The following is a 20172-nucleotide window of genomic DNA, read 5'->3' as shown; positions in this document are numbered from 1 at the left end:
TCGTCGCCACTCATGTGCACCTCTCCACCGCTAACTAGGCGTGAGAACATATCCTCTCAGATAGTGATAACACCATTACCAGGTATCCACGACGTGGCGGCGGCGTCCGAGCACGGACGATTGGCCACCTGCGTCGATTCTCGTCGGGCACCACGATCCAGGTGGGGACCAGCGAGTGCAACGCACCATCGTCCCAACGTGGAACCCGGGCTACCCCGTCAGCTTGCGCACCCGCCGAGTCGCCGTCGCGCGCGGAGCGGCTTTCCGCGGTGCCTTGGACTTTGCGCTGGCAGCGGGCGGGCTGATGGCTTGTTTGCACCACGCCCACAGCTGTTCCTCTGTCAACTTGGTTCCCCTGCCGCCGAGACTGAACACCCCGATCTGTGCCAGCGCGGTGAGAGTCGTGTTGAGCAGGGTTGTCAACTGCGCCGGCGTCAGATCGTCACGCACCAGTCCCGCACGCGCGCAGGACGTGATGATCTTGGTCAACAATTTCAGGTGCGGTTCCCACACTTTGGCGAAGTCGGCCGGACGCTCGATCTCCAAGCTGAGGTTGTAGATGGTCATCACCCGACCGCCTACCGCCTCGGAAGTCTCTGCGCGATACAGGAACCCGCGGCAGAATGCCTCCAGTTGCTCCATCGGACCTTCCGCGGCGGCAACCTCCTGGCGGATGTTCTCGGTGAACTGACTGGTGACGTTCTCGTACAGCGCCAGCATCAGTTCTTCCTTGCCGGCGAAGTGCTGATAGAAGGCCCGCAGGCTCAGATTGGACCGGTCGATCAACGCCTGAATCGTGAAGTCGGCCTTGCCCGACTCTTCGACCAATTCCAGTGCCGTGGCCAAGAAGCGGGAACTGCGGGCAAGAGCCCTCGCTCTCGCGGTGCTCAAACGCCGCTCGATGGTGCGTTCCTGCCACGTCGTGGACGTCTCGACGGTGGGATCGACTATTTCCAATCCGGCTTCAGGTTTCTCGCCGGCGCTCTTCTTCGCAGCCATGATGCACATCAGAATACGCGTAGGTGGCCGGAGTTTGCGTGCTACCCACGATGATGTCGGCAACCGACAGCGAGAGCACCGTCGCCGTCCTACCGGGTCTCGCGCGCCGCGAGTCAGCTCTTGCGGTACCGTGAAAATGGTCATTCTCGCTTGGGGGAATCAACATGCTACAGCTTGGACCCGCAGGCCTTGCTGAAGGAGTGCAGCGTTGAGCGCAGACATCCTGATCGTCTCGCCGGACGATCACCTGGTGGAACCTGCCGACCTTTGGACCAGTCGGCTGCCCGAGCGCTATCGGGACATCGGGCCACGGATCGTTCGCCTGCGCGGACGCATGGACCCGACGGTCACTTCCGACGTCGCATTCGTCGAAGACAAGGACGGTCGCGACGCCGACATCTGGCACTACGAAGACGCGGTCATCCCGATCCCGCTCATCAGCGCGGCTGCCGGTTATGAACTCGACGAACTCAGTACCGACCCGATCACGTACGACGAGATGCGCCCTGGCTGCTTCCGGCCGGCTGACAGGCTTGCCGATATGGACCTGGCCGGCATCGAGGCCTCGGCCTGCTTCCCCAATACGCTGGTCCGCTTCTGCGGCCAGCGCTTCCTGCACGGTAAGGACAAGGAACTCGCACTGCTCTGCGTGCAGGCATACAACGACTTCCAAATCGACGAGTGGAGCGGCGATTCCGGCGGCCGGCTTATCCCACTCGGCATCATCCCGCTGTGGGACGTAGAACTCGCCGCCAAGGAAGTGGCGAGGGTGGCCGCCAAAGGCATGCCCGCCGTCTGCTTTTCCGAGTTGCCGTCTCGGCTCGATCTGCCATCCATCCACAGCGGCTACTGGGACCCGTTCTTTGCCGCGTGCGAGCGCAACAACGTGGGCATCATGCTGCACATCGGGTCGAGTTCGTCGCTGACCAAATCTTCCCCCGACTCACCACACGTCGTCACCAGCGCGCTGATGGCCGTCAATTGCACTATCGCGCTGGTTGATTGGCTGTTCTCTGCCAAGCTCATACAATTTCCCAACCTCAGGATCGCCTTCGCCGAGGCGCAAGCGGGGTGGATCCCCTATTACCTGCAGCGTGTCGATGAAGTATGGGAGGACCGCCGCGCGTGGGGTGGCATTCATCCGCTGCTGACGGAACCGCCGAGCGACCAGGTTCCCGGACGCGTCTACTTCTCCACCTTCGGCGACCCGGTCGCATTCCGCATTCTCGACCTGGTCGGGCCGGACCAACTCATGTTCGAGACCGACTACCCACACAACGACACCAATTGGCCCAGAAGCCTCGAGGTCGCCAATAAGGCTACGGCTGGCCTGGATCAGGAAACCAAACGTAAGGTGTTGTCCACCAACGCGAAAAGGTTCTTCGGCCTGGCTTAACGAGCTTGCCAGTCCGGCTTGCGCTTCTCCAAGAAAGCACGCGGACCTTCGACGGCGTCCTTGGTCAGAGCCACCTTCATGCGGTAGTTCTCCGCGAGCAGTTCGGCCTCGTAGATGGGCAACGACAAACCCTTTCGCACTGCCATGCGCGAACCCCGCACCGCCAGTGGCGCATTCGAGTTCACCACGTCAGCGATCTCCCAGGCACGCTCCATGAGCTGGTCGTGAGGTACCACTTCGGTGAATACACCGAGGTCGTAGGCGCGTTTCGCGTCCAGACTCTCGTGCTTGCCCATCAGCACCAATCGCATCGCGACCGGCAACGGCAGGATGCGGGCCAGCCGGACCGCTTCTCGACCCGACGAAACCCCGATGCTCACATGCGGATCCATCAGCGTCGCACGCTCGGAGGCCACGGTGATGTCAGCGGTAGTGACCAAATCCAGGCCCGCGCCGCACGCGACGCCGTTCACCGCACAGATGATGGGTTTGGTCATCTGCAGCCACGGCGGCGTAGCTTCCTGGGGGGCGTCCCACTGCCGCATCGAGCTCAGGATCGGTTCGCCCTGATTGTCGATACCTGCCGCGTTCTCCATGTCGTGCTCAGCGGCCTTTTTCATGTCCGCTCCGACACACAACGCGCGGCCGACACCGGTGATGATCATGGTCCAGATATCCTGCGAACGCTCAATTTCCGCGTACGCAACGTTGAGTTCGGCGCTCATCTCGTCGTTGATCGCGTTCAGCACTTCAGGGCGGTTCAGCGTCACACACGCGGTGTGATCCTGAACCTCGACCTCAATGGTGCCGTAATCCGTCACGTGTGCCCCTAGTCGCAAATCACTGGTGGGATTGTTTGTTTGACGCGGGTGCTCGGTCGGACGCCCAGGATGTCTTCGAATCGGTCGCAATACCGTGGCCAGACATCGGGATTCAGCAGTCTCGGCGGCATGCCGCCGTTGAAGATCGTCTGCCACTGTGTGGCTGTGGCGATAGCAAGGTCGCGTGCAGCTTCGACGGTGATGCCCGCGGTGTGCGGAGTGGCGACCACATTGTGCAGACCCAGCAATGGATTGTCCGGGCGGGGCGGTTCCTCATGGAACACATCGAGACCTGCGCCAGCAATGCCGCCGTCCGCCAGTGCCTCCGACAACGCTTGTTCATCGTGCACGGGTCCGCGTGCGGTGGTGATGAAGAACGCGGTCGGCTTCATCGCAGCGAACTGCTCCTTGCCGAACAACCCTTCCGTCTCAGCGGTCAGCGGACACGTCACCTGGACGAAATCGGCTCGGGCCACCAGTTCGGCGAGCGAAACGGACTGTGCGCCACGGCTCTGCGCAGTCGGTTGGTCGACATACGGATCGAAGGCAAGGACCTCCATGCCGAACGGCGCGCACAGCTCCGCCAGGCGAGTGCCGATGGCGCCGAGTCCGATTACGCCGAGCGTCTTTCCGAGCAGCTGAGTGCCCCGCAGGGCCAATCGATCATAACGGGACCCATCGCGTAGTAGGCGATCAGCGACGGTGATCTTCTTAGCCAAATCGAGCATGAATCCGAGAGCATGTTCGGCTACCGCTTCGGCGCCCGGACCGGAGTTGTTGCACACCGCGATTCCCGCTCTTGTGCACGCGTCGACATCGATCACGTCATAGCCGGCACCCGCCGAGCAGACCGCCAGTAGCTGCTGGCAGCGTTGCACCATTTTGGGTCCGACCAGCCACTGCGCACCGTCGGCGAAGGGCGCGACGTCGGTGCGGGTGGCCACCTGATAGCCGTGGGCGCAACCGAGTGCCGCCCATCCTTGCTCAGGTGCGTCCAGATCGAGCCTGACGACATCGACATCGGTTGATTCGAGAATGTCGCCGGCCACCGGATCGGTCCAGCGTTCGAAGACCAGTCGCGGACGAGTCGTCATCGCTTGACGTTTGGCTTCGCCTGGGCAGCCTTGAACATGTCAGCGAGGGCCGCGTCGACGTTCTTGTAGTCGTTGCGCGCGATCGAACCATCGCGGCCCGACACCACGTCGTAGCCCAGCCGCAGATCTTTGTTCTCCATGTGAAAGTACTCGCGACCGATGGGCAGCCGCCGGTCCTGGCGAGGCACCTCCATCCAGGCGCGCAGAAAGCACCGCGCCTTCTTCGGGTCGGTGCTGCTGACGAAATCGGACCTCGAGTGACACATCGCAAAGTTGTTGGCGACGGCGGCTTCGCCGGACTCGAGGCGGAACTCGACCTGTTGTTCGACAAGGACATTGCGCAGCAGCTCGATTGCCTCAGCCTGTTCGGCGGTGAATTCCCGACCGAGTGTCTTCATGGCGGGCAGGATGCTGCTGTAGGTGAAGTTGATGCAGATCCGCCCGTCGATCTGGGAGAACACCGGCACATCGTACGGCGTCACATCGGGCTGATCGTCCGGCTGCTCACTGCGCCGGTGGTGCGGGAAACCCTGGTACAGAACGCCTAACAGGTCCGGACGCTCAGCCAGCAGCCGATTGTGTGCGGCCGGGCCGCTGGCGAACTGACTCTCGCCGCCCTGGGCGGCCGGATAGACGCACAGCAGCGACAGGATGTCGGCGGCGTCGTTGTGCATGGCGAGCTCGGCCCGCGACTTGGTGCCGCGGGCAGGTTGCACTCCGCCCGGCAGCACCTCCTCCTGCACCCGCACCATGCGGTGCCCGAAGGAATTGTTCGACACCAGATAGCCCAGATGGGTACAGAACGCCCAGTAGATGCGTTCCAGGTCTTCCACCGAATGCTGCTCGACGGGAAAGCCGCGTACGCATGCTAGACCCTTGCCGAACATCAGCTCCGAGTAGAGCCGCGCAAGATCCTCATCAAGGTCGGGATGCCGGGCGTCGTCAGGACTGATGTCGTCGCGGTCCTTGGATGCGGTCTTGGCCAAAATAGATTCCAGCGCAGCCACATTGCGCGAGGACAGGTCGAAGGCAAAGTCCTCTTTGCCTTCGAAGTCCGCACCGGTCCAGCCCATCGGGTCGGTGACCTGTTCGGTGAAGATGGCGGTCGGCATCCGGTCCTCCTGTTGTCCGTCAATCGTCGCTGCGGCTCCCGAGTGCACGGAGCGCCTGCGCACGGTTGGTGGCGGCTTCGGTCATCATTCCGACGTCCGTTCCCGCCGAGATGAATCGCAATCCCAGTCCTATGTAGCGTTCCAGCAGGTCGAGGGACTTGATTCCGGCCACACCGAGCGCCACGCCGTGCTTACGGCAAGCCGCCGCAACCGATTCTACTGCATGGCGGAAATGATCATTCTCATACTGGCCGTGGATACCCATCTCGGCAGTCAGATCACTCGGTCCGATCAGGATCATGTCGATGCCGGCCACCGCGGCAATCGAATCAGCCGCCTGCACCCCTTGCGGCGTTTCGATCATCACCGCCACTACCGTCCTGCGTTCCAGCGTCTCAATCAGTTCCGAAGCCGGCTGCACGACATAGCCGCTGACCGCGTTGGGGCCCGAAATCGATCGGTGCCCGACGGGCGGGAAGCGGGCCGCATCGACGACGCCTTGAGCTTGTTCACGTGAATTTATATGCGGCACAATGACACCAACGGCTCCGACATCCAAGACCCGCGCGATGAAGCTGGGGTCCTGGGACGGCACTCTCACCAGACCCGAGATACCCGCCGCCAGTGCGCTGCCGCACAGCAACTGCGCCGTTTCCAGGGACGTAGAGGTGTGTTCGAGATCGACGTAGACCGCGTCGTATCCACACGTCGCGGCGATGGCGGGCACATCCGGCGTGCGGGCATTCTGCAACGCGAGGCACAAAACCAGCGAATCGCCCCGCAACGCTTCCCGCAACGCTCCCGTCATAGGCTCACCGTAGCCGATGTGAGAATACCGTTTCCGTCATCTGGGTAATGACCGTTATCAGTGGTCGCTACAATGTGGTACCCATTAGCTATGCCGTCCGACCGCGTCGCCATCGTGGGCGTCGGCCTGTCGGACTGCGGGCGCGTTCCCGACAAAACCGCCATGGCGCTGATGGCGCAATCCTCGCGTCGCGCCATCGCGGACGCCGGCCTGACCAAGGACGACATCGAAGGTTTCGGTGGGCACGGATCCTTGCTCCCGCCGGCAGAAGTCTGCGAATACCTCGGTCTGCGACCTTCCTGGGTCGACGCCACCAATGTCGGTGGTTCTTCGTGGGAAGTGATGGCTCGTCATGCGGCGGCGGCGATCACGACGGGCGAGATCGACGTCGCGCTGTTGACCTACGGATCAACCGCACGCTCCGACGTCAAGCGAAGAATACGCGCGTCGGCAGCTGCGCTGGATGCCGGTGGCGCACTGCAGTACGAAGCGCCTTACGGCGCAACCCTGATCGCCAAGTACGCGATGGCAGCCAGGCGCCACATGATCGAATTCGGTACCACCGTCGATCAACTGGCTGAAGTCGCCGTCGCTGCCCATGAGTGGGCGGTGATGAACGAGAACGCTTTTGAGCGCGACCGCATCACCGCGGCCGACGTCGCGGCCGCGCCGATGCTGGCTGACCCGTTCACCACCAAACATGTGTGTCTGCGCACCGACGGTGGTGGCGCGGTGGTGTTGGCCAGCGAGCGGGTCGCGAAAAATTCTTCCCACGAACCGATCTGGATCCTTGGTGCCGCCGATGCGACGTCACATGTGAGCATGAGCCAGTGGCCTGACTTCACCACCTCCCCGGCGGCAACGTCGGGGCCGCGTGCGTTCGCACAGGCCGGGGTGCGCCCGGCTGAGGTCGACGTGTGCCAGCTCTACGACTCGTTCACGTCCACCGTGCTGCTGACCGTAGAAGACCTCGGCTTCTGCGCAAAGGGCGAGGGGGGACCGTTCATCGGGTCCGGTGCCCTGCGTCCCGGCGGCGCACTGCCGACCAACACCGATGGCGGTGGCCTGGCCTCGTGTCACCCGGGCATGCGCGGCATGTTCCTCATGGTGGAGGCGGTCAAACAGTTGCGGGGGGAATGCGGATCGCGCCAAGTCCCCGACGCGCAGGTGGCCTGCGTCCACGCTATGGGTGGGTTCTTTACCCACAGCGCCACAATGATTCTCGGACGACGGCCGTGACCGACCGGCCGACGATTGACACCGACAGCCAAGCATGGTGGTCGGCGGTCCAGGATCGGACGCTGATGGTCAACGCGTGCCGCGCCTGCGGCAAGACGTCCTTGTACGTCCGGCCGTTCTGTCCACACTGCTGGAGTGAGGATGTCGCGTTGGCGCCGGCGAGCGGACGGGCCCGCCTCTACACCTGGAGCGTGGTCCACCAGAACGCGGCACCCTTCGATGCGCGCACGCCCTACCTGCTTGCGATGGTGGATCTCGAGGAGGGACCCCGCCTGATGACGGTCGTGCAGGATTGTCGCGCCGAGGATCTATGCGCCGAGATGGAAATGGAAATCGCCTTCCGCACCGACGACGACGGCTTCGTCATCCCTGTGTTTCGACCCGCCAACGCCGAGTAGCGGCAGGACGGTCGACCTCCCACCGCGGCATCAAGCTTCATCGGGCACCGGCCCGTGCTCCTATCTCGTAATATCGATGAAACGGATCACCGTCCCGCCGATCCTTCACCCCTTCATTTGGCATCAGCCAGGCGCTCGGCGATCAGTCGCCGACGTCCCTCGGCTGCAACGTGGAGTTTTGCGCGCTCGACTTTGCTATTGGCATTGACGGGCAGCGGCTCGGTCCAGATGACCAGTTCCTCGGGCAGCTTGTACTTCGGCAGCCCCGCCGACGTCAGCGCAATAACGGCGTCGGCCAGTGACATCTCGACGCCGGGTTCGAGTACGACAGCCATCGCCAGACGTTCGCCGGTGATGGCGTCGGCCACCGAGTAGGCGGCGCACTCGCGGATACCCGCGATCCGCGACACCGCATCCTCCACCTCCGCAGCAGGGATCTTGAGCCCGTTGCGAATCACAATGTCCTTGATGCGGCCGATGATTCGCACGCGGCCGTCTACCAGTTCCGCGATATCCCCGGTGCGGAACCATTCGCCGTCAAAAGCAGCTACGTCGTCATCGCTGTCGGTGTAACCAAGAAACGTGTGCGGGCCACGGATACAACACTCTGTCGGCTCTGCCACCGAACCGACCCGCACCTCGACATCGTCGAGCGCCGCCCCGTCGTCGGCATGTCGCAAATCCCTGGCTTCGTCGCGCAAGCCGGCCGTGCTCACCGGCACTTCCGACGAGCCGTAGGCACGCATGACCACGACGCCGAAATCGTCCTCGATACGTTCGACGATCCGACGGTCCAGCATGGTGCCGCCCAAGAAAACCGCCCGCAACGGCACGGTGGACTCCTGTCCCACTGCGCTGTCAAGCATTCTGTCCAACAACCGATCTGGTCCCCCGTACCACGTCGCACCCGAAGTGACCATCAGGTCGCTCGTCGACGCAGGATCCCACCGATCCTCGAGGATTACCGGTATCGCCAGCATCGGCCCGATGAACAGGGCCTGCACCACTCCGGTCACCGACGCCAGTGGACTGACGAGCAAGATCCGGTCATCAGACCCGAGACCCGCCGCCGTGATGTAGTTGGCCGAGGCTTTGGCCAAGGTGCTCAGCGAGTGAATGACGCCCTTGGGTCGTGACGTAGTGCCCGAGGTGTACAGCACGAGACATGGTTCATCGGCGGACCGCGAGGGGCGCGAGGGTGTGACGGCGCCGGCGGCCGCGGCCGTCTCGATCCAGCGACACTCAGGCACCTCGGCAGCCCAGTTCGGCGCCGCCCCAAGGTGCGCGCCGGTGCGCGTGATGATGTCCGCAACCTGCGCGGCACCCGCACTGCGCGGTACCAGCAACACCACTGCGTCGACGCGCAACGCAGCGTGCACGGCCACCATCGACTCGACGTCGTTGCCGACCACCACCACTATCGGGCGCCCGGGCGTGACACCCGCGTCGGTCATCGCCTGAGCGGCCGAATCGATGCGTTCATCCAGTTCGGCATAAGTCATTTCAACCGCTCGCCCGGCCACCGCGAGCCGGCCGGGATACCGCGCCGCGGTGCTACGCACCAGATCGACAGGCGTCGCCGACCACAGGCCCGCCGCGCGGTAACGAGGGCGCAAGGCCTCGGCCCGCTGGCGTGCCTGGTGCAGCAACCCGCCCATGGGTCCTCCGATGCAAATGTCAGTTCTCGATTGAGCAAATGTAACCTCTCACCCATGCCATCAATGACTTTCGACAATCAGGTAGCAATCGTCACCGGCGCGGGTGGCGGCCTGGGTCGCTGTCACGCTCTCGAACTCGCTCGCCGGGGCGCGCGGGTGGTGGTCAATGACCTGGGTAGCGCTGTCGATGGCAGCGGCGCTTCGACGTCGGCAGCCCAGTCGGTGGTCGACGAGATCACCACTGCCGGAGGCACCGCGATAGCCAACGGCGACTCGGTGGCGACCGAGCAGGGCGGAGTCGCGATCGTCGACGCCGCGACCGACGCCTTCGGCCGGGTCGATGTACTGGTGAATAACGCAGGAATTCTGCGGGACGCCGCGTTCAAGAACATGACGGCCGACCAGGTCGATGCCGTCATCGCGGTGCACCTGTCCGGAGCCTTCAACGTCACCCGAGCAGTCTGGCCGGTCATGCGGGCGCAGAATTACGGCAGGATCGTTCAAACAACTTCGGGCACTGGTCTTTTCGGAAATTTTGGGCAAGCCAACTATGGGGCGGCCAAGATGGGTCTGATCGGCATGATGCATGTGCTGGCCATCGAAGGGGCCCGCAACGGCATCGCGATCAACGCGGTCGCCCCCATCGCTCGCACCCGTATGACGGAGAAGATCCTGGGCGAGGCGGGCAAGGTGATGGATCCAGAGTTGGTCACACCGGTGGTGGTCTACCTGTCGCACCGCAGCTGTGACCGCACGGCGCACATCTATTCGGTGGGCGCCGGGAAGGTGTCGCGGGTGTTCATCGGTGTGACCAAGGGAATTGAGGACGCAGCGCTGTCGGCGGAACAAGTGGCGGACTCGATCGACGAGATCGATGACAGCGCCACCTTCACGATTCGCGGCGGACCGGCCTGAGATCAGCGCCCAAGGAATCGCGGCTGACGCCGCTCGGCGAACGACGCCAGCCCTTCCTGCAGGTCCAAGGTTCGCGACACCACCTCCTGCGCCCAGGCCTCTTCCTCGAAAGCCCGGTCGCGCCCAGACTCGGACGACACCGACAACAAGCGCTTGGTCAGCCCCAGCATCACCGTCGGGCCGGCCGCCAGACGCACGGCGAGCTCCTCGGCGGCCGCATCGGTATCGCCCAGTGCCACTATACGATTGGCCAACCCGAGGCGCTCGCACGTCGCTGCGTCGACCGGCTCACCGAGCATCAACAGTTCGGTGGCCTTGCGCAATCCGACAATTCTCGTCAGCAAGTGGACGGCACCGGAGTCGGGCAAGATGCCGCGATGCACGAATGCCTCGACGAGCTTTGCCTGCGCAGACATCACCACCAGATCACACGCCAGGACCAGACTTGCACCCGCTCCGGCGGCAGCGCCCTTGACTGCGGCAACCACCGGTTTGTCGCAGTCAAGCACCGATGCGATGAGGCGTTGCCAGCCCTGCTGCAACATCCGCGCCACGTCGCTGGGCCGCCGCTCTGGTTGCGGATCCCCCGTGGTGGCTGCCAACCCTGCCCCGGTACAGAAGTGTCGGGTGCCGGCGGCGCCGAGCAGGACAGCGCGCACGGCGGAGTCATCTTTAGCGCGTAGGAAAACCTCGGTCAGCGCGTCACGTGCCAACGGAGACAACGAATTTCCTACCTGAGTACGGTCGATCGTGACCCGGGCGACCGCATCCTCGCCGAGCGACACCACTATTCCGGACACTTCTTCATTCATCTCGCAAACCATCCCGTTCAGACCTGCGTTAACGGCGTTTCCGCTTTTCGGGTATCTTAATTTCCACCTTGTCCGGCTAGCACACCGGCCACAACGGGGAGGCGATCCGATGCCGGAGACCGGCCAAATCACCGATGAGGGACTGGCCAGACTGCGCGCCACCATCGGTATCGCCGTCCCGCACCCGCAACCTCCCCACTACATTCGTCCCAATGAGGACGCGTTTCGACACGTCGCCGAGAGCTACGGTGACGCCAACCCGCTGTGGGCGGATCCGGAGTACGCGGCCAAGTCGGTCTGGGCTGAGTCAGTCGCGCCGCCCGCCCTGGTCGGTGGCGACACGCTGATCGGCGAGGACGAGGTCGACACGCTCTCCGACGATGACCGCGCCCTGACCAAGGGCGACCCGTTGCGGGGCGTGCACGCCTTCTACGCGTCCTCCGCGCGGGAATGGTGGGCGCCGTTGCGCGCCAATCATCGGGTATACCGGCGCAATGCGCTGGTGGCGGCACTGGACAAACCCAGTGAGTTCGCAGACCGGGCAATCCACGAGTGGTCGGCCCAGGTGTTCCGCGACGACGAGGGCGTGATCCTGGGCGGCCAGTACCGCAACATGATTCGCACCGAGCGAACTAAGGCCCGCGGCCGCAAGAAGTACGACGCTGTCGAACTGAAGACGTGGACTGCCGAGGAGATCGCCGAACTCGACGAACGCTATGCGCACGAGACAGTGCGCGGTGCCGAACCACGCTGGTGGGAGGACGTCTCCGAAGGGGATGTGGTCGGACCGCTGACCAAAGGGCCGCTGACGGTGACCGACATGGTCTGCTGGCACGTCGGCATGGGCACCGGGATGTACGGCGTTCGACCGTTGCGGTTGGCGTGGCGCAACCGGCAACGCATTCCCCGCTTCTATACCCGGAACGAGTACGGCGTGCCCGATGTTCAGCAGCGGGTGCACTGGGATCCCGGCGCGGCCAGGAACGCAGGCAATCCCAGCACCTTTGATTACGGCCGGATGCGCGAGACCTGGCTGATCCACCTCTGTACGGACTGGATGGGCGACGACGCCTGGCTGTGGAAACTCGATTGCGAATTCCGCCTGTTCAATTACGTGGGCGACCTACACACCATCACCGGCACCGTCGTGCGTAAGTACCTCGCCGAAGGCGACCGTCCCGCTGTCGATCTTGAGCTGGCCGCGACCAGTCATCGCGGTCAGGTCACCGCACCCGGGCATGCCTCGATTCTATTGCCCAGCCGCGATCGCGGACCGGTGCGACTACCTGATCCGCCCGGCAGTGCCACCAACTTGACGGACCTATTGACCGCCGTGTCAGCGCAATTCACCGAGCGCTGACCAAATGACTTACAATACTGTTCCGGGACTTCAAGCCGTACAACATGATTCGACACTGCGGCTGACCCTTGATCGTGCTGATCGCCGCAACGCCGTCGACGATGTGATGCTCGACGCCCTGATCGCCCATATCGCGGCTGCGGGAATCGACGAGTCGGTGCGTGTCATCCGAATCGACGCCGAAGGAGCCGACTTCTGCGCGGGGTCCGACTTGATCGCCAATAATGCGAAATCGGAACGTAAGCCCCGCGTGGGCAGCACGCAGCGCCGGTTGCCCAGTAAAGCCAACCGGTTGATCCCGTTGATGCTGGAAACCCAGGTGCCGATCGTGGCTGTAGTGCGTGGCTGGGCGGCGGGGCTGGGGTTTCACGTCGCGATGGCCGCCGATTTCTGTGTGGCCACCGACGACGCCCGGTTCTGGGAACCATTCATGGCACGCGGATTCACGCCCGACAGTGGCGCGGCATGGCTGCTGCCCCGCCTGATCGGTATGGTCCGCACCCGCCAGTTGCTCATGCTGGGTCAAGAGATCTCCGGTGCCACCGCAGCACAGTGGGGCATCATCCACAGTGCAGTCTCGGTTGACCACTTGGAAGCTGCCGCAACCGAACTGGTGTCGACACTCAGTGCTGCGCCCACGGTTGCGCTCGGCCTCACCAAGTGGCTGCTGCAGAGCGGCAACGGGCTCGACCTCGACCGTCACCTGCAGAATGAGGCGATGGCGCTCGAATTATCCAGCCGCAGTGAAGATTTCCGCGAAGGTCTGGCTGCCTTTCGCGACAAACGCGATGCAAAGTTTCAGGGCCGATGACACCGGTACCAATCGGCCCTGCCACCAGCGTCGCTGAAGCGGTCACCGCGGTAGAGCGGTGGATCACCGACGAGGTGCCAGAAACGTGGCGCGCCGCGGCGGCCGCTGGGCCCGACGCCTTACGCACCGTTCGGAGTCCGTCTGATTACCGGCAGTGGTACCCGGCGTTCGCACAGTCGGGTTTGGTCGCGCCCACCTGGCCGACCGAACACGGCGGGCTGAGCATCACCGATGACGCCGCCCGCGCCATCGAAACCGTGCTGCGGCCGTTGCGGTTTTCCCGGCTCAACCCGCTGGGCCTCAATAATGCCGCCGCCGCACTGTTCAGCCACGGGACCGAGGAGCAACGACGGCGCTTCCTGCCGCCGATCGTGCGCAACGAGGAGAAGTGGTGCCAACTGTTCAGTGAGCCCGGCGCCGGCTCCGACCTCGCTTCACTTGCCACCCGTGCCGTGCGCGACGGTGATCAGTGGATCATTACCGGCCAGAAGGTCTGGACCACCTGGGCAGATGAAGCCGACTTCGCCATCCTGTTGGCCCGCACTGATCCAGACCAACCGAAACACCAAGGCATCACTTATTTCTTGCTCGACATGCGCCAGCCAGGCGTCCAGGTCCGCCCGCTGCGTCAGATCACCGGCGAAAAGGAATTCAACGAAGTCTTCCTCGACGGTGCCCGTGTTCCCGACGAGCACCGGGTCGGCGATATCAATGACGGCTGGCGGGTCAGCGCGTCGACGCTGTCCAGCGAACGCCAGATGGTCTCGGGGTCGGGGTCCGGCGGCATGGGACGTCTCGGCGGCTTCAGCGCCGAGCGGCTGATCACCCTCGCTCAGGAAACCGGCCGCTGGGATGATCCAGTGGTCCGAGTGAAAGTCATGCGTCTGTGGGCCCAGGAAAAGGTCCGGGGCTGGACCAATGCCCGCGTGCGGGCGGCACTTTCGGCCGGCCAGTCCCCTGGCGCTGCGTCGTCGATCGGCAAAGTGCACCAAGCCACCCTCAATCAGCAGATTCAAGACCTGATGGTCGACCTGCTCGGCACGGATGCAGTCGCATGGCCCGCTGCCGACGATCCGGATGCCATGCCGCCCGAGGTGCACGGCATGCTGCGCAGCCTCGCCAATGCAACCGAAGGCGGCACCACCGACATCAACAAGAACATTCTCGGCGAGCGGGTGCTCGGCCTGCCCCGCGAACCCGACCCGTGGAAAGGCAAGCCGTGGCGAGACATTCCCCGCTCGTGAGCGGTTATGAACGACTCGTAGTGGAAAAGTCGGACGGCATCGGATGGCTCATCCTGAATCGTCCGGACGCCGGCAACGCTTTCGACGCACTCATGCTCGACGAGCTCGAATCCGCGTGGGCCACTCTTGAAGCCGACCCCGAGGTGCGGGTGATCGTCAACACCGCAAACGGTAGCGCGTTCTGCACGGGCATGGACGTCGTGCAGGTAGCCCGGGACAAGGAGGCGATGCGCCGGCACTCACGGCGGACCAAGGATGCGGCGCTGATGATCTCGTCCTGGCACTGCCAGGTGTGGAAGCCGGTGATCGCGGCCGTCAACGGTGTGTGCGCGGGCGGGGGGTTGCACCTGGTTGCCGATGCCGACATCGTCATCGCAGCCCAGTCGGCGTCTTTCGTCGATCCGCACGTATCGGTGGGACAAGCGGTCGCCTACGAGGCGATCACCCTGCTGCGGAAGTCCCCGATGGAGGCGATCGCCCGAATGACGCTCAGCGGCAAGGGCGAGCGAATCTCGGCCCAGCGCGCGTACGAGCTGGGAATCCTGTCCGAGGTGGTCCCGGACGGCGAGCTCCGCGAAGCGGCCGCACGGCTGGCCGCCGTCATCGCCCGCAACTCGCCAACGGCGATGCGCGCCACCAAGAAAGCGCTGTGGCGATCGCTGGAGGTCGGACTCACCCAGGCGCGCAACGATGCGGCCGAAGAGATCTGGCGCCTCCGGAATCACCCCGACCACGCCGAAGGCGTCCGGGCCTGGACGGAGCAGCGGCCCGCGCGCTGGGAACCACTCGAATCCGCGGAGGTTTCATGACCTATCAGCGGCTTGTCGTGGAGCGGCACGGACCCGTCGGCTGGATCATCAACAACCGTCCGGACCGCCTCAATGCCTACGACGCCACGATGCGCGAAGAATTCCCCAGAGCGTGGGCGGAATTGGACGCCGACCCCGATGTCCGCGTCATCGTGCACACCGGGAACGGCCGGGGTTTCCAGGTGGGCGCCGACGTCGAAGAACTCGACGGTGCAGCCGTGCTGCAGTTCCAGGAGACGATGCGCACACTCGACCTCAAACTCACCGCCTGGCACTGCAACGTCGGCAAGCCGGTGATCACCGCGGTCAACGGTGTCTGCGCGGGCGGCGGTCTGCACTGGGTGGCCGACGCCGACATCGTCATCGCCGCGTCCGACGCAACATTTGTCGACCCGCATGTCTCCATCGGTCAGGTCTCGGCTTTGGAGACGATCGCCCTGATGCGCAAAGTGCCGGCCGAAGCGGTGCTGCGCATGGCGCTGGTCGGCAGTCACGAGCGGCTGACCGCACGACGCGCATACGAACTCGGGATGATCAGCGAAATCATCGATCCGCCCGAAAGATTGCGGGACGCCGCGCAGCAGCTTGCGGAGCAGATCGCCAAGAATTCGCCCGCGGCCATGCGGGCCACCAAGCGTGCGCTGTGGGGTGCGCTGGAGCATGGGCTGACCGACGCGTGCAGGGCAGGCGCCAAGCATCTGACATCGATGTGGGGACACCCTGACCAGAATGAGGGGCCGTTAGCCTTCGCCGACAAGAGAACACCGAATTGGCTGCCGTTGCAGAGGGATTCGTGAGTCTGACCGAGGTTCTCAAGGGCCTGCCCGACGTCGCCGTGCACACCCTCGACGGCGAGGTGACCCGCGCAGACCTCACCGCCAGCGCAAAGCAGATGGGTCGGGTGCTCACTGACATCGGCTTGACCACCGGCCAAGTAGTCGCCGCGATGCTGCCCAATGACGCCGTGACGGTCGCTGCGCTCTTCGGCACCTGGCACGCCGGCGGCGTGTACACCCCGCTGAACCCGCGGGTCGCCGAAGCTGAGCTTGTCGCCCAGCTGCAAACGTTGCGGCCCGTTGCGGTAGTCACCACCCCTTCGCTGGCTCAACGGTTTTCGGCCTTCGAGCTACCCGTCGTCACGCGTTCTGGGCTGACGTGGTCGGCGAGCACATCCATCGCCGAATCGTCCGAGCCATGCAGCTACGACGCCGATGTCGCGTTACTGCAGTTCACCTCGGGCACCACCGGCCCGCCGAAACCGGTGCCGCTACGCCATGCCACTGTGTTGGATCTCATTGACCGGTTGCTGGCCAAGCTACGCGGAGCAAAGTCCGGCAAGAGCGGGAGACGTGCCCCGATGCCCAACTTGGTACCGCTGTCTTTGTCGTTATGGGCGGGCATCTACCAGGTGCTGTTCGCGTTTCGCGCGGGTTCGGGTGTGGTACTGATGGATCGGTTCTCGGCCGCTGACTTCGCGGCGCTGGTTCAGCGACATCGACTGCGCTCCACGGTATTACCGCCTGCGGCGTTGACGATGGTGTTGCACGACGACACAGTCACCGACCTGTCGCCGCTCGAGATCGTCCGGTCCATCACCGCTCCCCTGTCTCCGGTTCAGGCCGCGCGATTCCGCGACAAGTTCGGCGTGCTGGTGCTCAACTCCTACGGTCAGACCGAACTCGGCGGCGAAGTAGTGGGTTGGTCGGCCGCCGACGCGCGCGAATGGGGTGAAGCCAAGCTCGGCTCCGTGGGCCGTCCGCTGCCGGGCATCGACGTGCGGGTCACCGACGACGAGGTGATGGTCCGGACACCGACCACCGCGGCCCGCAAGATCGACCCGGCCTTCCTCGACCGTCTCACCGAGGACGGCTGGTTCCACACCGGTGACCTCGGCTGGTTCGACGACGACGGCTTCCTGTGGCTCGACGGCCGGGTGTCGGACATGATCAATCGAGGCGGGCTCAAGGTGTTTCCCGGCGCGGTCGAGGATGTGCTGGTGGCCGCCGACGGAGTGCGCGATGCGGCGGTGGTAGGGGTATCCGACGAGCGGCTGGGCGAGGTGCCGTGGGCATTTGTGGTGCGCGCCAACCAATCGCTCTCCGAGATCGAGCTGTTGTCCTGGTGCCGGGAGCGACTGACGCCTTATCGGGTTCCGGTTCGTGTTGTGTTCGTGGATCAGCTGCCGCGCAACGAAGTTGGCAAAGTTGTCAAGCGCGACCTGGCTGTGCTCGCCGATGGCGCATCCGCAACGTCCCAGTCCAACCCCCGGCGTTGACGGCGGTTACTGCACCGACCTCTTGGACCAGTAGCGGAAATGTCAGTTCTCGTATTCGGATATAGTTGTCTCCGACAGCAACGTGCAGATGAGGCGGCCGTGAAGGATGGACAGGCTTTCGAGGTGTGGGATGCCGATAACCACATGTACGAGTCCATCGACGCCTACACCCGCTATCTGCCGGAGAAGTATTCCGAGGCACTGAAGTTCGTCGACGTGAAGGGTCGCACGAAGCTGCAGATCCTTGGTGTCGTCACGGAATGCATCCCCAACCCCACCTACGAGGTAATCCCCACCCCGGGCGCCTGGGCCGACTACTACCGGGGCATTAACCCCGACGGCAAGTCGCTGCGCGAGCTGGCCGAACCCATCCGGTGCCCGGACGAATTCCGAAGGCCGGATCTGCGACTGGCGCTGATGGATCGCCAGGGTGTCGACGGTGCGGTGATGTTCCCGACGACCGCCGGGATGCTCGAGGAACGGACGAAGTCGGATTCCGAGCTCACTCATGCGATTACGCACGCCTTCAACCGTTGGCTCCTGGATGACTGGACATTCAATTATCAGAACAGGATTCTCGCCGTTCCTGCGGTCTCGCTCAACGATCCCGCCCAAGGCGTCCAGGAACTCGAATGGTGCCTGGCCAACGGCGCCAAGACGATACTTATTCGGCCGGCACCGGTGCCGCGTGACGACGGCACCTCGCGCTCCCCCGCATTGCCCGAATTCGACGAATTCTGGCGTCTGGTCGAGTCGTCCGGAATTTCCGTTCAGATGCACAACTCTGATGCGGGGTATGACCGCTACCTGAACGACTGGGAGGGCGGCGACGAGTTTCAGGGCTTCCAACTGACCAAGTTTCGCGGCTTCATCTACGAGGAGAGCCGGCACATCTTTGACACGCTGGCGGCGTTCATCGCCCATGGTGTGTTCGAAAGATTCCCGGGACTCCGCATCGGGGTGGTCGAGAACGGCGGGTCGTGGGCTCAGCGCCTGATGGAGGTGTTCGACCGCGTCTACCGCAAGAAACCGCGGGACTTCAACGAGAATCCTTGTGACGTGTTCCGTAGACACGTGTGGGTCAACCCGTTCCACGAAGAAGATATGTCGCACCTGATCGAGGTAATCGGCGCGGATCGGGTGATGTTCGGTTCAGACTTTCCGCATCCGGAGGGGCTCGCCGAGCCAGCCACTTTCATCAAGCAACTCGAGAACCTGCCCGCCGTCACCACCGCACGGGTGATGGGTGGCAACCTCAGGGAACTCATCGGCCTTTAGAGCGCGACTGCCTGCTCACGACTGACGGACCCGCCAACGGATTGGTGAGCAGCCCCGGTGGCGCACACACGACATCCGGTATCGCGTTCACCGCGGCCATCGCGGTGACCGTGATACCCGGATTCACGCGATCAGCGGGTGACTGTGGAAGATGCAGTGCCAAGCTCATGCTGGGGTCACCCTCGATCCGAAACACCATGCCGCCTTGACCTTCTCGCGCCGGCTTGGGCCAGCGGTCGGGCCAGGGCGTGCTGCTGACGGTAGCGAAATATTGCACGGCGACCGCTGCTTTCTTCTCGATGATCCCGGCCAGTTGCCAGCGATGAGCGCAAATCGTTCCCGCTTCGATGACGCCCAAGGCGGTTTGCAGATCCGAGGGCGCGAGCAACGTCTCCCAATCGAGCTCGACCGAATCCAGTTCCAGCCCAAGGATGTCAGCGATATAGCGCACCACGGTCTCCCAATCATGGTTCACCTTGCCCGAGGCGATACGGACCGGAACGTGGCCGTCCGGTTTCCCGAAACCCATGGATTCGTGCAGGACGTCCCAGATCGGGTAGGACGTGTCCAGATCGAACGCGTACTCGTCCATCCGATAGGACTCGACAGTGCCCGCGCCGGAGAGTAAGGCAGTGGGTAGGTTGAGGCTGATGAAGCCGGGCTCACTACCAGTTGCGTAGAAAGTCGAGATTCCCTGCTCAGAAGCGTCTTTCACGGCTTGGCGCCACTCTGCCGGCGCAGCAGGTGGATACACCAGCGGGATCAGCGAGATCGTCACGACATTGACGCCTGCCTTGAGGTACTGCACGATGTCGGCGATCGCATCGGCCTCGCGCCGTACGGCGGTAGCGCAGTAAAGAACGCAATCCGGCTTCAAGGCCAGTACCGCCTCGACATCGTCCGTCGCCGTCACGCCGGTGTCCTGCTGTCCGACAAGGCGACCGGCGTCGACGCCGACCTTGTCCGGAGTAGAGACCTTCACTCCCACCAGGTCCAACGCAGGATCGCCGATTACCGCACGCAATGCCTCTTTACCAGTGAGTCCGGTGCCCACATGCACCACTCGGGGCCGTTTACCGCCAGGCTCGTCGACCACTCTCGCTCCCCTCCCCATCTCGCTATGCCAACTCTGCGCAGCGCTTC

General features: G+C 63.9%; 18 protein-coding genes and 1 pseudogene. 11 read left to right on the top strand and 8 right to left on the bottom strand.

The window, feature by feature from the left end; all coding sequences use genetic code 11:
- Positions 1 to 210: 210 nt before the first annotated feature.
- Positions 211 to 999, bottom strand: coding sequence for a TetR/AcrR family transcriptional regulator (locus AC5Y5Z_RS12595; RefSeq protein ID WP_473139034.1), 789 nt, complete (start codon positions 997 to 999; stop codon positions 211 to 213).
- Between the two features lie 208 nt (positions 1000 to 1207).
- Here AC5Y5Z_RS12595 and AC5Y5Z_RS12590 point away from each other — a divergent pair, with 208 nt between their 5' ends.
- Positions 1208 to 2395 (top strand): amidohydrolase family protein, encoded by a 1188-nt coding sequence (locus AC5Y5Z_RS12590; RefSeq protein WP_499925402.1) that lies wholly within the window; start codon positions 1208 to 1210, stop codon positions 2393 to 2395.
- Here the strand turns inward: AC5Y5Z_RS12590 and AC5Y5Z_RS12585 are convergent.
- The 4 genes and pseudogenes from AC5Y5Z_RS12585 to AC5Y5Z_RS12570 all read right to left on the bottom strand — a co-directional run bounded on the left by AC5Y5Z_RS12585 (position 2392) and on the right by AC5Y5Z_RS12570 (position 6270).
- Entirely contained in the window at positions 2392 to 3216 is an 825-nt protein-coding gene (locus tag AC5Y5Z_RS12585) for an enoyl-CoA hydratase/isomerase family protein (RefSeq protein ID WP_499925400.1), read from the bottom strand. The genes AC5Y5Z_RS12590 and AC5Y5Z_RS12585 overlap by 4 nt on opposite strands.
- A gap of 8 nt (positions 3217 to 3224) precedes the next feature.
- Positions 3225 to 4310, bottom strand: a complete 1086-nt coding sequence (locus AC5Y5Z_RS12580; protein WP_473139037.1) for a hydroxyacid dehydrogenase — start codon at positions 4308 to 4310, stop codon at positions 3225 to 3227.
- A complete protein-coding gene (locus AC5Y5Z_RS12575) occupies positions 4307 to 5422 on the bottom strand; it encodes a TauD/TfdA family dioxygenase (RefSeq protein ID WP_473139038.1) in 1116 nt (371 codons plus the stop codon). Before AC5Y5Z_RS12575 ends, AC5Y5Z_RS12580 begins: the two co-directional genes overlap by 4 nt.
- Before the next feature lie 19 nt (positions 5423 to 5441).
- A pseudogene (locus AC5Y5Z_RS12570) lies at positions 5442 to 6270 on the bottom strand (HpcH/HpaI aldolase family protein).
- A 50-nt stretch (positions 6271 to 6320) separates the two neighbouring features.
- Here AC5Y5Z_RS12570 and AC5Y5Z_RS12565 point away from each other — a divergent pair.
- Together AC5Y5Z_RS12565 and AC5Y5Z_RS12560 are read left to right on the top strand one after the other, a co-directional pair.
- On the top strand, positions 6321 to 7469 hold the full coding sequence (locus tag AC5Y5Z_RS12565; protein WP_499925397.1) for an acetyl-CoA acetyltransferase: 1149 nt from the start codon (positions 6321 to 6323) through the stop codon (positions 7467 to 7469).
- A complete protein-coding gene (locus AC5Y5Z_RS12560; protein ID WP_499925395.1) occupies positions 7466 to 7867 on the top strand; it encodes a Zn-ribbon domain-containing OB-fold protein in 402 nt (133 codons plus the stop codon). The genes AC5Y5Z_RS12565 and AC5Y5Z_RS12560 overlap by 4 nt, the downstream gene beginning before the upstream one ends.
- A 113-nt stretch (positions 7868 to 7980) precedes the next feature.
- Here the strand turns inward: AC5Y5Z_RS12560 and AC5Y5Z_RS12555 are convergent, their stop codons facing one another.
- Positions 7981 to 9483: a class I adenylate-forming enzyme family protein gene (locus AC5Y5Z_RS12555; RefSeq protein ID WP_499925474.1), complete on the bottom strand. Its 1503-nt coding sequence runs from the start codon at positions 9481 to 9483 to the stop codon at positions 7981 to 7983.
- Between the two features lie 96 nt (positions 9484 to 9579).
- On the opposite strand from AC5Y5Z_RS12555, the gene AC5Y5Z_RS12550 reads away from it, so the two are divergent.
- On the top strand, positions 9580 to 10440 hold the full coding sequence (locus AC5Y5Z_RS12550; protein WP_499925393.1) for an SDR family NAD(P)-dependent oxidoreductase: 861 nt from the start codon (positions 9580 to 9582) through the stop codon (positions 10438 to 10440).
- A 2-nt stretch (positions 10441 to 10442) separates the two neighbouring features.
- On the opposite strand, the gene AC5Y5Z_RS12545 is transcribed toward AC5Y5Z_RS12550, so the two are convergent.
- Positions 10443 to 11252 (bottom strand): enoyl-CoA hydratase/isomerase family protein, encoded by an 810-nt coding sequence (locus tag AC5Y5Z_RS12545; protein ID WP_499925391.1) that lies wholly within the window; start codon positions 11250 to 11252, stop codon positions 10443 to 10445.
- 109 nt (positions 11253 to 11361) lie between these two features.
- On the opposite strand from AC5Y5Z_RS12545, the gene AC5Y5Z_RS12540 reads away from it, so the two are divergent.
- The 7 genes from AC5Y5Z_RS12540 to AC5Y5Z_RS12510 all read left to right on the top strand — a co-directional run bounded on the left by AC5Y5Z_RS12540 (position 11362) and on the right by AC5Y5Z_RS12510 (position 19029).
- Complete coding sequence (locus tag AC5Y5Z_RS12540) at positions 11362 to 12612, top strand: hotdog family protein (RefSeq protein WP_499925389.1); 1251 nt, start codon at positions 11362 to 11364, stop codon at positions 12610 to 12612.
- 4 nt (positions 12613 to 12616) lie between these two features.
- Positions 12617 to 13423 (top strand): enoyl-CoA hydratase/isomerase family protein, encoded by an 807-nt coding sequence (locus AC5Y5Z_RS12535; RefSeq protein WP_473139044.1) that lies wholly within the window; start codon positions 12617 to 12619, stop codon positions 13421 to 13423.
- Entirely contained in the window at positions 13420 to 14667 is a 1248-nt protein-coding gene (locus AC5Y5Z_RS12530; protein WP_473139045.1) for an acyl-CoA dehydrogenase family protein, read from the top strand. The genes AC5Y5Z_RS12535 and AC5Y5Z_RS12530 overlap by 4 nt, the downstream gene beginning before the upstream one ends.
- Positions 14664 to 15476, top strand: a complete 813-nt coding sequence (locus AC5Y5Z_RS12525) for an enoyl-CoA hydratase/isomerase family protein (RefSeq protein WP_499925387.1) — start codon at positions 14664 to 14666, stop codon at positions 15474 to 15476. Before AC5Y5Z_RS12530 ends, AC5Y5Z_RS12525 begins: the two co-directional genes overlap by 4 nt.
- Positions 15473 to 16273 carry an enoyl-CoA hydratase/isomerase family protein gene (locus tag AC5Y5Z_RS12520; protein ID WP_499925386.1) on the top strand — a complete coding sequence of 267 codons (801 nt, stop codon included), beginning with the start codon at positions 15473 to 15475 and terminating at the stop codon, positions 16271 to 16273. The genes AC5Y5Z_RS12525 and AC5Y5Z_RS12520 overlap by 4 nt, the downstream gene beginning before the upstream one ends.
- Entirely contained in the window at positions 16270 to 17751 is a 1482-nt protein-coding gene (locus tag AC5Y5Z_RS12515) for a class I adenylate-forming enzyme family protein (RefSeq protein ID WP_499925384.1), read from the top strand. Before AC5Y5Z_RS12520 ends, AC5Y5Z_RS12515 begins: the two co-directional genes overlap by 4 nt.
- Positions 17752 to 17895: 144 nt before the next feature.
- Complete coding sequence (locus AC5Y5Z_RS12510; RefSeq protein ID WP_499925472.1) at positions 17896 to 19029, top strand: amidohydrolase family protein; 1134 nt, start codon at positions 17896 to 17898, stop codon at positions 19027 to 19029.
- On the opposite strand, the gene AC5Y5Z_RS12505 is transcribed toward AC5Y5Z_RS12510, so the two are convergent.
- A complete protein-coding gene (locus tag AC5Y5Z_RS12505; RefSeq protein ID WP_499925382.1) occupies positions 19016 to 20125 on the bottom strand; it encodes a dihydrodipicolinate reductase in 1110 nt (369 codons plus the stop codon). The genes AC5Y5Z_RS12510 and AC5Y5Z_RS12505 overlap by 14 nt on opposite strands.
- Positions 20126 to 20172 lie beyond the last annotated feature (47 nt).

Source organism: Mycobacterium sp. NGS29 (genome assembly GCF_059812965.1).
This window is presented reverse-complemented; position numbering and strand designations above follow the sequence as displayed.

Excerpts from the sequence above, each read along its gene's own strand:
- AC5Y5Z_RS12565 (WP_499925397.1), top strand. The coding sequence starts at position 6,321 with ATGCCGTCCGACCGCGTCGCCATCGTGGGCGTCGGCCTGTCGGACTGC.
- AC5Y5Z_RS12540 (WP_499925389.1), top strand. The coding sequence starts at position 11,362 with ATGCCGGAGACCGGCCAAATCACCGATGAGGGACTGGCCAGACTGCGC.
- AC5Y5Z_RS12575 (WP_473139038.1), bottom strand. The coding sequence starts at position 5,422 with ATGCCGACCGCCATCTTCACCGAACAGGTCACCGACCCGATGGGCTGG.
- AC5Y5Z_RS12520 (WP_499925386.1), top strand. The coding sequence starts at position 15,473 with ATGACCTATCAGCGGCTTGTCGTGGAGCGGCACGGACCCGTCGGCTGG.
- AC5Y5Z_RS12510 (WP_499925472.1), top strand. The coding sequence starts at position 17,896 with ATGTACGAGTCCATCGACGCCTACACCCGCTATCTGCCGGAGAAGTAT.
- AC5Y5Z_RS12550 (WP_499925393.1), top strand. The coding sequence starts at position 9,580 with ATGCCATCAATGACTTTCGACAATCAGGTAGCAATCGTCACCGGCGCG.
- AC5Y5Z_RS12545 (WP_499925391.1), bottom strand. The coding sequence starts at position 11,252 with ATGAATGAAGAAGTGTCCGGAATAGTGGTGTCGCTCGGCGAGGATGCG.
- AC5Y5Z_RS12535 (WP_473139044.1), top strand. The coding sequence starts at position 12,617 with ATGACTTACAATACTGTTCCGGGACTTCAAGCCGTACAACATGATTCG.
- AC5Y5Z_RS12530 (WP_473139045.1), top strand. The coding sequence starts at position 13,420 with ATGACACCGGTACCAATCGGCCCTGCCACCAGCGTCGCTGAAGCGGTC.
- AC5Y5Z_RS12595 (WP_473139034.1), bottom strand. The coding sequence starts at position 999 with ATGGCTGCGAAGAAGAGCGCCGGCGAGAAACCTGAAGCCGGATTGGAA.
- AC5Y5Z_RS12580 (WP_473139037.1), bottom strand. The coding sequence starts at position 4,310 with ATGACGACTCGTCCGCGACTGGTCTTCGAACGCTGGACCGATCCGGTG.